The 11563-nt window shown below is 71.2% G+C and carries 10 protein-coding genes; 5 read left to right on the top strand and 5 right to left on the bottom strand.

Annotated features, from left to right (window positions below; all coding sequences use genetic code 11):
* Nucleotides 1-47 precede the first annotated feature (47 nt).
* On the top strand, nucleotides 48-512 hold the full coding sequence (locus tag ACFO3J_RS35155) for a hypothetical protein (protein WP_386438686.1): 465 nt from the start codon (nucleotides 48-50) through the stop codon (nucleotides 510-512).
* Complete coding sequence (locus ACFO3J_RS35160) at nucleotides 509-823, top strand: winged helix-turn-helix domain-containing protein (RefSeq protein WP_386438689.1); 315 nt, start codon at nucleotides 509-511, stop codon at nucleotides 821-823. Before ACFO3J_RS35155 ends, ACFO3J_RS35160 begins: the two co-directional genes overlap by 4 nt.
* Before the next feature lie 354 nt (nucleotides 824-1177).
* Here ACFO3J_RS35160 and ACFO3J_RS35165 read toward each other — a convergent pair whose 3' ends face one another.
* Nucleotides 1178-2317 (bottom strand): glycosyltransferase, encoded by a 1140-nt coding sequence (locus ACFO3J_RS35165; protein ID WP_386438692.1) that lies wholly within the window; start codon nucleotides 2315-2317, stop codon nucleotides 1178-1180.
* 724 nt (nucleotides 2318-3041) lie between these two features.
* Between ACFO3J_RS35165 and ACFO3J_RS35170 the strand changes: the two genes are divergently transcribed.
* Nucleotides 3042-4010: an SDR family NAD(P)-dependent oxidoreductase gene (locus ACFO3J_RS35170; RefSeq protein ID WP_386438694.1), complete on the top strand. Its 969-nt coding sequence runs from the start codon at nucleotides 3042-3044 to the stop codon at nucleotides 4008-4010.
* A 114-nt stretch (nucleotides 4011-4124) separates the two neighbouring features.
* A complete protein-coding gene (locus ACFO3J_RS35175; protein ID WP_386438697.1) occupies nucleotides 4125-5150 on the top strand; it encodes a terpene synthase family protein in 1026 nt (341 codons plus the stop codon).
* A gap of 66 nt (nucleotides 5151-5216) precedes the next feature.
* Here the strand turns inward: ACFO3J_RS35175 and ACFO3J_RS35180 are convergent, their stop codons facing one another.
* The gene (locus ACFO3J_RS35180) at nucleotides 5217-6263 is read right to left on the bottom strand and encodes an aldo/keto reductase (protein WP_386438700.1); all 1047 of its coding nucleotides are present in this window, start codon (nucleotides 6261-6263) and stop codon (nucleotides 5217-5219) included.
* A gap of 71 nt (nucleotides 6264-6334) precedes the next feature.
* Here ACFO3J_RS35180 and ACFO3J_RS35185 point away from each other — a divergent pair, with 71 nt between their 5' ends.
* Nucleotides 6335-6871, top strand: coding sequence for a TetR/AcrR family transcriptional regulator (locus ACFO3J_RS35185; RefSeq protein WP_386438702.1), 537 nt, complete (start codon nucleotides 6335-6337; stop codon nucleotides 6869-6871).
* A gap of 17 nt (nucleotides 6872-6888) precedes the next feature.
* Here the strand turns inward: ACFO3J_RS35185 and ACFO3J_RS35190 are convergent, their stop codons facing one another.
* The 3 genes from ACFO3J_RS35190 to ACFO3J_RS35200 are packed head-to-tail and all read right to left on the bottom strand — an operon-like array spanning nucleotide 6889 to nucleotide 11559.
* Complete coding sequence (locus ACFO3J_RS35190) at nucleotides 6889-8121, bottom strand: cytochrome P450 (protein WP_386438705.1); 1233 nt, start codon at nucleotides 8119-8121, stop codon at nucleotides 6889-6891.
* Entirely contained in the window at nucleotides 8118-9851 is a 1734-nt protein-coding gene (locus ACFO3J_RS35195) for a phytoene desaturase family protein (RefSeq protein WP_386438788.1), read from the bottom strand. Before ACFO3J_RS35195 ends, ACFO3J_RS35190 begins: the two co-directional genes overlap by 4 nt.
* A 40-nt stretch (nucleotides 9852-9891) precedes the next feature.
* Complete coding sequence (locus ACFO3J_RS35200; RefSeq protein WP_386438791.1) at nucleotides 9892-11559, bottom strand: phytoene desaturase family protein; 1668 nt, start codon at nucleotides 11557-11559, stop codon at nucleotides 9892-9894.
* Nucleotides 11560-11563: the final 4 nt, after the last annotated feature.

The raw sequence follows: 11563 nt of genomic DNA on the forward strand, positions 1-11563 counted from the left end.
GGGAAAGTGGGACTGTGTCTTTCCCAATGGGAAAGTGAGGCGCTGTCATGGACGACGTCGCTCCGGAGCAGGCCCGCAGCGCTCTCGACACGGTCGAGCGTGCCCGGCGGGAGATCGCGGACGAGATCGGTCTGCCGCGCGGGTACTGGTGGGCGATGGCGGCCGGCTGGGTCGTGCTGGGCGTGCTGGGAGACGTGCTGCCGTCGTGGGCGGCCGGGATGGCCACGGTGGTCTTCAGCGCCGGGCACACCGCGGTCGCGTCACGACTGCTGGACGGGCGCCGGCGGACGGACCGGCTGCGGGTGAGCGCGGCGGTCGCGGGCCGCCGTGTCCCGCTGGTCGTGGTGGGCATGCTGGCCGGGCTGGTCCTGGTCACGGTGGCGGCGGCTCTGGCGCTGGACGCCGATGGCGCGGACCACGCCGGTATCTGGGCGACGGTGCTGGTCGCGGCCGTCGTCGGGTTCGGCGGCCCGGAGATCCTGCGGGTCCTGCGCCGGTGGGTCCGGGCATGACGCAGGCACGGTTCGACGAGCTGATCCACCCCAGTACGCGCCTGTCGCTGGTGGCGACACTGGCAGCCGTCGACTGGGCGGAGTTCGCCTTCCTCAAGGACCGGCTGGGGCTGTCGGACTCGGCCTTGTCCAAACAGCTCACGACGCTGGAGGAAGCCGGATACGTCGCCACCGAGCGCCGCCCGAGCGGCGGCCGCCGCAAGGTCCGAGCCCGCCTGACCGTCGCCGGCCGCGACGCCTTCGACGGACATGTCGCGGCACTGCGCGAGATCGTCGCCGGCACCTCGGCCTCGATGGCGGAACCCCCGTAGTAAGCGGGGGAGTGTGGCCGGGCCACCGCAACTCCCCAAGGACGATTCAAGGTTCGGATCATGTGGCTGGAGTCGGGGACTTCGGCCACATGATCGATCGGCCGGCGCGTCGCGGGCACGTCCCGCCAGCTCACGCTCTTGCACAGCGCGTGCATGATGCCGTGCAGCGCGGCCCGGTCGTCCGTCGGCAATCGCCGGGGGTGGCGGTGCCGTCGCGGTGGGCGGGGCGGCACCGGTGGTGCCACCCGCTCCCGCGGATGATCAGGCACAAGATCATCCGGCATGTGCAGCACTCCGCCGCCGGCAACCCTCAACTGCCGGGCCCTTGAACCGAACTCACTCTGAAACGATCGGTCAGGGTGTCTGGTCGTCGGGCCCGGCGGGGTAGCGGGCGAGGATCTTCTTCCTGGCGTCGGCGGACGGCCGGTGGAAGTACACCAGCTCACGCGTCGTCCGGGCGCTCTGCGCCGGCCCGGCCAGCACCGCCCGCTCCGTGTCGTCCAGGACCAGCAGATCGCGTGCGGCGGCCAGCCCGGGCAGCCGGGCGAGGATGTCCCGGGCGTTGTCGTCGTCCACCTCAAGCAACGTGTACGAGGTCGGTTCGGGCAGGCGGCCGGCCAGCGCCCGCGCGGCGTACTCCATCCGGACCGCGCAGTCCAGCCAGCTGAGGCGGCGTTCCGCCTCCGCCGGGTCGAACGCCCGGCAGATGATCTGCTGGATCGCCACATCGGCCGCCCCCGCGTGCCTGGCCACGAAATGGTCGAGGTTGGTGCGCCACTGGCCGAGCATCTCCGCCGTGACCTCGCGCTGTGTCTGGTAGGACAGCGCCTCCGGCTGGAACGCGAAGGCCAGCCCCCGGCGCCGCAGCCGGTAGCCGAGCTCGGAGTCCTCCAGGCCCCAGCCCAGGAAGCCCTCGTCGAGGCCTCCGACCGCGAGCAGGTGCTCGCGGCGCACCGACAGGTTGCAGGTGAACGCGTAGTGCCAGCAGGTCTCCAGGTTGTCGAAGTTCTCCGAGAACTCGGCCAGCAGGTATTCCCGGCCGTCCCATCCGACGATCTCCGGTATCGCGTCGAGCGAGAACTCCCGTGCCAGGCGCTCGTCGTCGATGTCCCCCTCGGCCATGTCGCCCCGGGGACCGGCCACGACCAGGTCGGTGCGGAGCCGGTGGTACCGGGCGTGCGCGGCGAGGAAGCCGGGTTCGACGATCTGGTCGGCGTCGACCAGGACGACCACGTCGCCGGAGGCCGCGCGGATCCCGGCGTTGCGCGCCGCCGCCCGGCCGGAGGCCGAGGTCCGCGGCAGGAACAGGTACTCCAGGGGGTAGGGCGGCGCCAGTGCGGTGAGGAGTTCCCCGGTGCCGTCGTCGGAGCCGTCGTCCACCACGACGACTTCGAACGAGTCGCCGGCGTCGAGCTCGCAGAGGGCCAGGCACGACAGCAGTCGCCGCACCTGCGGGCCCGCGTTGTAGGACGGGACGACCACGCTGATGTTCATCGTGACCCGACCAGGCGTGCGCTCACGTCGACTCCCCGTCCCGGTGTTCCACCGCCGCCGCATCCCGCTCACGCCAGGGTCCCACAGGGCCGGCAGGCCGGACTAGGAGCGGGTTTGAGCCACTCGGCCGGTCCCGGGGCGGCCTGAGCAGACGCGGGATCGCCGCGGTGATCCCGGAGAGGGCGGACCAGGCGGCGAACCGCGAACGGAAGGGATCCGTCGGCGGGCGGCCGGTCACGTTCGACGCCGACCGCTACAAGCGGCGCAATACCGTCGAGCGCTGCTTCCAGAAGATCAAGACCTGGCGAGGCCTGGCCACCAGCTACGACAAGAGCCCGGAAAGCCACGCAGCGGGCCCGTACCTTCGCGGATCGATCGTGTGGCTGAAGTCCCTGACTCCGGCCACACGATCCGAACCTCGAACTGTTCCCAGCGGAGCCTCCGGTCGGAGGCGGATACGTACGCGCGTCATGTCTCGCGGCGCGACGGCGCGTGCTGGCGCGTTCGGCGGCCGGTGGTGTGCGCGGATGCGTCGGGTCGGCGGGCGCACACCCTGGCCGGGTCCGGGCCGTACGGGCAGGGTGTGCGGAACGGGAACCCCTGCCGCGCTTCTCCGTCCGGATCGGCGGCCGGGTCTGGGGTCCGGGAAAGGGGTCCGGGCCGGCGGAGCGCTCGTTTCCCGTCGGGTGCGACAGCGCGGTTTACGGGAGGGGTGGTGGGCAGGGTGGATCCGCTGCGTTTCGACGGTCGTGCGGTGGTGGTGACCGGTGCGGGCCGGGGTCTCGGCCGGGAGTACGCGATGCTCCTGGCGGCGCGGGGCGCGCGGGTGGTCGTCAATGACGTGGGGACCGGGACCGACGGCCGGGGGGCGTCGCCGTCGCCCGCGCACGCGGTGGCCGAGGAGATCCGGGCCGCGGGCGGCGAGGCCGTCGCGGACGTTCACGACGTTACCGCCACCGCGGGCGCGCGGGCTCTGGCCGCGGCGGCGCTGGAGCGGTGGGGGCGGCTGGACGTCCTGGTCAACAATGCGGGGATCTCGATCCTGCGGCCGCTGGGAGAACTCTCCGACGAGGAGTGCCGCCGGGTGCTGGACATCCATGTGGGCGGGACTTTGAACATGCTGCGCGCGGTGTGGCCCCACATGGCCGCGTCGGGGTACGGGCGGATCGTCAACACCTGCTCCGACGCGCTGTTCGGCGACAGCGGGCTCAGCGTCTACGCGGCGGGCAAGGGCGCGGTACTGGGCCTGACCACCTCGCTGGCCACCGAAGGCGACCCGCTCGGGATCAAGGTGAACGCGGTGGTGCCGGTCGCCGCCACCCGGATGTCGCTGGAGGCACTCCAGGGCGATGACCGGATGACCGCGACCCTGACATCGCTGTTCCCCGCCCGGCATGTCGCGCCCGTGGTGGCGTTCCTGGCCCACGAGAGCGTCCCCTGCACGGGCGAACTCCTGCACGCGGCCGGCCGCCGGACCGGGAGGATCTTCCTGGCCGCCACCGAGGGCGTCGTGTGGGAGGAAGACCCGACGCCGGAATCGGTGCACGAGCACTCCCCCCGGATCCGGAGTACCGAAGTGTTCCGCACACCGCGGAGCGTGGGCGCCTCCATGGCCTTCTCGCTCGCCCGGCTGGGCGTCGGCGGCGCGCAGCCGCTCGACCTCGATCTCAGCACCCCGCCCGCCCCGCGATGAGGGCGACCGCCTCCGGGACGCTGCCGGATCCGGTGGCGGCGGCGTGGCCCTGATCCCGCTCGACCCTGTCTGCGTCCACGGGCCCCATTCGCCCGCTACGACCCCGGAGGACCCGTGCCGCAGGACATCGACTTCGACCTACCGCCCACCACGGGGATCAGTCCCGACCTCGACGGCACCCGCCGGCGCAACCTCCACTGGGTGCGCCGCATCGGCCTGGTGGGCGACGACCGGTCCCTGGCCTGGTACACCTCGTGGGACATGCCACGCCTGGCGGCGCTCGGCTTCCCCTACGCCCGAGGGCCCGCCCTGGACCTGTGCGCGGACGCGATGGCCTTCTTCTTCGTCTTCGACGACCAGTTCGACGGCCCCCTCGGCCGGGACCCCGCCCGAACCGCCCGGGTATGCCAGCAGATGATCGACATCGTCCACGGCGCCGCCCCGGACGCCGGCGCCGACCCCTGCTCGCGCGCGTTCGCCGACATCTGGGCCCGCTGCACCCAGGGCGCCCATCCCGCGTGGACCGCGCGCACCGCACATGAGTGGGAGTACTACTTCGCCGCACAGGCCCACGAGGCGATCGGCCGTGTCCGCGCCACTCCCGCCGAACTGCCGGCCTACCTGCAAGTCCGCCGCGGTGTCGCCGGCGCCGACCTGCCGCTCTCCCTGGGTGAGCAGGCCGCCGGCATCACCGTCCCCGCCGCCGCCTTCCACAGCCCCCAGTTGCGGATCATGCGCCAGGCCGCCATCGACATCACCTTGATGTGCAACGACGTGTACTCCCTGGAAAAGGAGGAGGCGCGCGGCGACATGGACAACATCGTCCTCGTCCTCGAACACGGCCGGCGCCGTACCCGCGACGAAGCCGTGACCGCCGCCTGCCGGCAAGTCGCCGGTCGGGTGCGGCAGTTCCGGGAACTGGCCGGCCAAGTGCCGGCCATGTGCGCCCAGCTCGACCTCTCCCACCGGCAGCGCTCCGCGGTGGCCGGCTACACCCGGGTCATGACCGGATGGATGAGCGGCTACCACAGCTGGCAGACCGAGACCCTGCGCTACCGCACCGCCCTCCGGATCCGGCCGGCATCAGGCCCCGGCTACTTCGACCAGGTACTGCGCGCCCGGCCCGACGCGGGCGCCTGACGCACGCGCCCGACGAGCCGAACCTTACCGCCTGCCCCCGGCACATCAACTCCGAGCAGGTGCTGATCAGATGACGGGAACGGAGACAGGTTCGAGGAGCGTACGGTCGCCGTCGAAGCCGTGGCTCAGCGCGGCCGCGACATCCTCGTGCGGGGTTCCCATCCGCACCGCACTGACCTGGTCCAGCTGGTCGTAGTGCTGGTCGCCGAGTTCGAGACGGAGGGAGCTGAGGTACTCCTCCAGGTGCGCCGGTGAGCGCGGGCCGACGATCGGGACGAGGGAGGTGTGGAGCCGCGCGGCCCTGCGGCGCAGCCAGGCCAGCGAGACCTGGATCGCGCTCGCGCCGGTCTCGTCGGCGATCGCCAGCACGGCATCCACGACGGCGGTGCGCTGCGCGGTCCCCTCGATCGCGTCGCCGCGCACGGTCAACCGGCCCTGTCCGCCCTGCCGGTACTTCCCGGTGAGCAGCCCTCCGGCCAGCGGGGAGTAGAGGAACGCGCCCAGACCGTGGGCCCGCACCATCGGCAGCAGCTCCCGGTCGGCGGATCGTTCGGCCAGGCTGTATTCGGTCTGGATGCCGGCCAGCGGGGCGAGTCCGCGCAGGTCCGCGCGGACCGCGGCGCCGGCGATCCGCCAGGCCGGGAAGTTGGACAGGCCGCCGTGCAGGATCTTGCCGGACCGGATCAGGTCGTCGAACCCGGCCAGGATCTCCTCGACCGGCGTGGTTCCGTCGGGAAAGTGCGGCATGAAGATGTCTATGTAGTCGGTGTTCAGCCGGCGCAGGCTCGCCTCCAGGGAACGGATCATGATCTTGCGGCTGTTGCCGGTCGTGCCCGGGCGGGGCCGGTCCTGGCGGGTCCCGCTGTATTTGGTGAGGACGACGAAGTCGTCCCGCCGACGGCCGAGCAGCCCGCCCAGCACGGTCTCGGCCTGTCCGTCCTGGTAGAGGTTGGAGGTGTCGAACGTGGTGCCGCCGGCGGCCACGAAGGCGTCGAAGATCTGCCGCGAGCCCTCGGGACCGGCGCCGGCGGCCGATGTGCTGAAGTTCGCCGTCCCGAGCGCGTACTCCGACACGCGCAGTCCGGTCAGCCGGCCGAACGTCCGATAGCGCATGGCAGCTCCTGAAGGTTGGCGTTGCGGTACGCTCCCTACCGTATCAAGTAAAACGAGGAGTCACTCTTTTTATGCCCAAGGTCACTCAAGCCCACCTCGACGCCCGCCGTCAGCAGATCGTGGACGCCGCCCGCGCCCGGTTCGCCGGCCACGGCTTCGCCCGCACCTCGATGGCCGACATCGTCACCGAGTCCGGGCTCTCCAACGGAGCCATCTACCGGTACTTCGCCAGCAAGGAGGAGATCGTGGTCGCCGTGTGCGAGCAGGCGAGCGAGGCCCTGCCGAAGGCGCTCACGGCCGAGGCCGTCGGCGGATTCCTCGACCATGTACGGGCCCTGGCGCGTGAGACGGACCACGCCCGCCTGGTGGCCCAGATCTACGCCGAAGCCGCGGTGTCGCCGCCGCTGGCGGCCGTGGTCCAGCAGCAGCTCGCCGCCATGCGGGCCGCGGTCGCCGAGCTGGTACCCGCCCGCCGGCGTCCGTACGCCGAGCAGATCGCCGAGGCGTTCGTGGCCGTCTGCGGCAGTTACAGCCAGCAGCTGGCGGTCCGCGGCGACGTGGATCCCGCGCCCTTCACCGCGGCGTTGATGGCGATCATCAAGGGATAGCCGGGGCTCGATGGCGCTCACCAGGCCACGGGCAGGGCGCGGAGGCCGCTGAAGAACTCCTTGGAGCGCCAGCTCAGATCCTCCTGCCGGGCGGCGAGGCGCAGGCCGGGCAGGCGTGACGTCACGCGTTCCAGCGCCACCTGGAGTTCGAGGCGGGCCAGGTGCGCGCCCAGGCAGTAGTGGATGCCGTGACCGAAGCTGATGTGCGGCGTGACGGGGCGGTCGAGCGCGATGCGGTGGGGTGAGTCGAAGACCTCGGGGTCGTGGTTGGCGGCTGACTGGGACACCACGACCGGCTCTCCGGCCCGGACGAGGACACCGCCGAGTTCGACGTCCTCGGTGGCGTAGCGCGGCAGGGTGAGGCCGTTGAGCAGGGGGACGTAGCGCAGGAGTTCCTCCACGGCCCGGGGGATCAGCTCGGGCCGGGCCCGGACGGCTGCCAGGAGGTCCGGGCCGCCGGTGCCAGCCTCTCCGGGGAGCAGCAGGACCGCGAAGAAGTTGGCGATCTGGTTGGTGGTGGTGACGAAGCCGCCGATCAGGAGTTCGTTGATCAGTCCGGTCAGCTCCTCATCGGTGAGGCCGCCGTCGTCGCAGGCGCGGACCAGGACGGTGATCAGATCATCGGCGGGGTCGCGGCGGCGTGCCTCGATCCAGCCCCGCATCCGGGTGAAGAAGTCCTCGGCGTGCCGCTGGAGGATCTCGGGCGTCACCTTTCCTGAGCACACGGTGTCGGCCCAGGCCCGGACGGCGGACCGGTCCGCGTCGGGGACTCCGGTGAGTTCGCAGATCAGGGTCATCGGCAGCGGGAAGGCGAGATTCTCCACCAGGTCGGACGGCGGGCCGGCGGCCGTCATCCGGTCGAGCAGTGTGTCGGCGACCCGGTGGATGTGGTCGCGGAGCCGTTCGATGCGGCGGGCGGTGAACTCCTTGGCCAGCAGTGCGCGCAGCTGGGTGTGGCGCGGGGCGTCGAGGGCGACCAGGCCGCCGCCCGCGCGGGGCATGGGGCCGATCCGGGGCTGGTCGCGGCGGACGGCCTCCGCCAGGCTGAAGCGGGGATCCGACAGGACCGCCCGCACGTCGTCGTAGCGGCTGGCCAGCCAGGCGTCGTCCCCGTAGGGGAGCCGGACGCGCACGGGGGGCCGATCACGCAGCTGCCGGTATTCGTCGGACAGGGCGAGCCCCTCGGTGGTCCAGAAGGGATACGCGAGGGGCTGGGGCGAGCGGCCGGCGGCATGGGTGGGCGCGGTCACGAGGTGCCTTTCTCAGTGGTGCGGGCCGAGGTGGTGCGGGCGGATGTGCTGCGGGCTCGGACGGGGTGGGCCGAGAGGGTGCGGACCGGGGGGTACGGCCCCACGGGGATGTCCACATGGGTCGGTGGCGGCGCGCTGGTGTCGAGGGCGGCGGTGAAGTCGATGCCGTCGTCGCGGCAGATGAACTGCATGACCTGGCGCCCGGCGGCGGCCGCGCGGATGAGGCCGCCGGTGGTGGCCCACACCCCCGAGAGGTAGAAGTTCTCCAGGCCGGGCAGGACCGGGCCGTGTTTCTTGACCAGTTCCTCCATGGCCTCGCCGCTCTCCACGAAGGGCTGCCAGCCGAGGAAGGTGCCCTCGAAGCTGCCGGTGTAGCGGATCTGGGTCAGGGGGGTGCAGGTGTCCCGTACCGCGATGGAGTCCTTGAGCCCCGGATAGAGCCCTTCGAGGAAGTCGATGACGGTGTTCCTGGTGCGCCGCTTGGCGAGGGCGTACGCCTTCCCGCGCCGGACCGGGAGGGTGTGGAGTTCCGTTCCCCGGCGGGCCCGGCTGAGCCGTTCCGGGCCCTCGGCGAGCTCTCGCCAGGGGGCGGTGTCGGAGAAGTAGGTGGCGTAGATGACGGTGGTGTCCCGGGGGGAGAGCTCGGGGTAGAACTGGCTGCGGAACTGGACATTGAGGCTCGGGTGCCGGATGCCGGTGAGCTGGGAGGCGGTCGCCTCGTCCAGGAGGTGGGTGGTGGTGGGATCGGCGTGCGGGAAGGAGCGGCGCAGGCCGAGGAAGACGCTGGTGTAGCCGGGGAAGACCATGCCGGGCCGGTGCAGGGTCTCGCGGTAGAGGGTGGCGTACTCGCCGTCGAGATAGCGGCCGTCGAGGAGGTTCAGCAAAGTGGAGGGGCCGTCGCAGGCCGAGACGACGATGTCGGCGTAGTGCTCCTGCCCGTCGGACAGCCGCACCCCGATCGCCCGGTCGTCCTTGACCAGGATCTCCTCGACCATGGCGTTGTAGGTGATCTGCCCGCCGAGCCGCAGATAGCGCTGCTCGATGGAGCGCGCCAGCCCCAGGGAGCCGCCTTCGGGCACCCCCGCCGAACGGTGGGCCTGCGCGGCCATCTGGAAGTAGAACGGCAGGACGGGAAAGCCCGGGTGCTTCTCGTAGAGGATGTAGTTGAAGGCCTCTCTGAGGAGCGGGTCCTTGAAGCGGGTCGAGTACTCGGCCATCAGCACGGACATGGAAGTGCGGAAGAGGTTGAAGTACGGCAGGAATCCGGCCAGCATCCGCCAGCGCTCCCGGCGGCTCATCAGCGCCACCGGGGTGAGGAAGGGATAGGAGGGCAGGCAGGCGATGAACTTGCGCAGCGACTTGCAGAAGGAGCGGATGACGCGGGCGTCGGCGGGGGACAGCGACAGCAGGTGGGCTTCGAGACGGCCGGGGTCGCAGTAGAAGTAGACGGTGCGGCCGTCCTTGCCGCGTACGGTGTTGAAGACGTCGAAGTGCCGCATCTCCTTGCCCTGGAGAGCCCCGAGTTCGAGCCAGATCTGGTGCATCTCGTTGCCCGGACCGTTGCCGAGCAGCCAGCTGACGCAGGCGTCGAAGGTGAAGTCGCCGCGGCCCCAGCCGGTGCAGCAGCCTCCTGGGATGTCGTGCATCTCGAAGACCTGGGTGCGGTAGCCGTTCATCTGGCCGTAGGCCCCGGTGGAGAGGCCGCCGAGCCCGCCACCGATGATGATCATGCTGCTTCTGCGGGCGCGTGTGGTCGTGCTCATCTCGTCGTCACCTCACCCTGTGGGTTTCGAGCTGGGGCAGTTTGCCGAGCTTGTCGGGGTGCCAGGGGGTGGTGCCGCCGCGTTCCCAGGCCCGGAAGTCCAGGCCGAGCTCCTTGCAGAGGTACTGGGTGACGAACCGGCCGCTGGCCGCGGCCCGGATCAGGCTGCCGCCGCCGAACCACTGGCCCGCCATGGAGAATCCGTCCAGACCGGGCAGCCGCATCCGGTCCTTGTTGATCAGACCGGTGATCACGTCATCGGCCGGGGTGAAGGACTTCCAGCCCAGGATGCTGCCGCCCCGTACCCCCGTGTACCGCTCGGTGGTGGTCGGGGAGGCCACGTCCATGACCTCGATGGCACGGCCGATCCCCGGGTACTGGCGCTCCAGGAAGGCCCTGATGAAGTCGGCCACCTCCTGCTTGCGGGCCCGGTAGGCCTTGCGGTCGGTGCGGCGCAGCTGCTTCCAGGAGTCGTAGTCGCTGAAGTAGGTGCAGTGCATGACCGACTTGCCGGGCGGGGCGAACCCGTCGGAGTAGCGCGAGCGCACCTGCACCACGAGGCTGTTCTGGAGGACGCCGGGCAGCGCCGCGCTGTCCTCGTCGGAGAGCAGGTAGGTGGTGCTGTGCCGGGCGGCCGGATCCAGTTCCTCGTTGAGCCCGACGAAGGCCGAGACCACGCCCGGGTAGAGGACGTCGGGGCGGCTCATCATCTCGGTGAAGAGCTTGTCGATCTTCGGGCTCGTGTAGCGGCCCCCGAGCAGCCCGTCGATGGTGGTGACCCCGTCGCAGGCCGAGACCACATGGTCGGCGAAGTGCCGCTCGCCGCCGCGCAGTTCCACGCCGATCGCGCGGTCGTCCTCCACCAGGACGCGTTCCACCCGGGCCCGGTAGTCCACCCGCCCGCCGAGCTCGGTGTACCGCTCCTCCACCGAGCGCGCCAGGCCGAGCGAACCGCCCTGCGGGAAGCCCGCGTTGAGGTGGAAGGCACTGGCCATGTTGAACAGGTAGGGCAGCAGCGGGAAGACCTCGTGGTCCTGGAAGAAGATGAACGGGAACGCCCGGCGCAGCAGGGGGTCCTCGAAGCGGTCGCAGAAGCTCTCCATGCGGGTCACCGCGGTGCGCCACAGCAGCGCGAAGGAGGGCAGCACGACACGGAGGGCGGCCGCCCTTTCCCGCGGGGACTGCAGCGGCCCCGGAGTCAGGAAGGGGTAGAGGTTGATCCGGGTGAAGCGCCGCAGGTCGCGGCAGAACGCCCGGATCGGGCGGGCGTCGCCGGGTGAGATCTCCAGCAGGTGGGCTTCGAGCCGGTCGGGGTCGTTGTAGAAGGTGACCGAGCGGCCGTCCTCGTCGGTGACGGTGTTGAACATCTCGAAGTTGGCGATGGTCTTGCCGTCGAGGGCGCCGAGTTCACGCCAGACACGGCTGGCGTCGTTGTTGCGTCCCGTCCCCGTGAGCCATTCGATGCAATAGTCGAAGACGTAGTCCTGGCGCGACCACGCCGTGCAGCAGCCGCCGGGCAGGACGTGCCGCTCGAAGATCCGGGTCTCGGCGCCGCTCATCTGGGCGTAGCAGCCGGTGGACAGGCCCCCGATGCCGGCGCCGATGATGATCACCCGCGGTTTCCCGGCCGTGCGCCGGCCCTGCCTCGGGACCCGGGAGTCCCGCTCTTCCCACACCGGC

Origin of the sequence: Streptomyces polygonati, from assembly GCF_042650325.1 — a bacterium.
In the GTDB taxonomy this organism is placed as follows: domain Bacteria; phylum Actinomycetota; class Actinomycetes; order Streptomycetales; family Streptomycetaceae; genus Actinacidiphila; species Actinacidiphila polygonati.

Coding starts and splice junctions, on each gene's coding strand:
- ACFO3J_RS35155 (WP_386438686.1), top strand. CDS start 48: ATGGACGACGTCGCTCCGGAGCAGGCCCGCAGCGCTCTCGACACGGTC.
- ACFO3J_RS35160 (WP_386438689.1), top strand. CDS start 509: ATGACGCAGGCACGGTTCGACGAGCTGATCCACCCCAGTACGCGCCTG.
- ACFO3J_RS35165 (WP_386438692.1), bottom strand. CDS start 2,317: ATGAACATCAGCGTGGTCGTCCCGTCCTACAACGCGGGCCCGCAGGTG.
- ACFO3J_RS35180 (WP_386438700.1), bottom strand. CDS start 6,263: ATGCGCTATCGGACGTTCGGCCGGCTGACCGGACTGCGCGTGTCGGAG.
- ACFO3J_RS35185 (WP_386438702.1), top strand. CDS start 6,335: ATGCCCAAGGTCACTCAAGCCCACCTCGACGCCCGCCGTCAGCAGATC.
- ACFO3J_RS35195 (WP_386438788.1), bottom strand. CDS start 9,851: ATGATCATCATCGGTGGCGGGCTCGGCGGCCTCTCCACCGGGGCCTAC.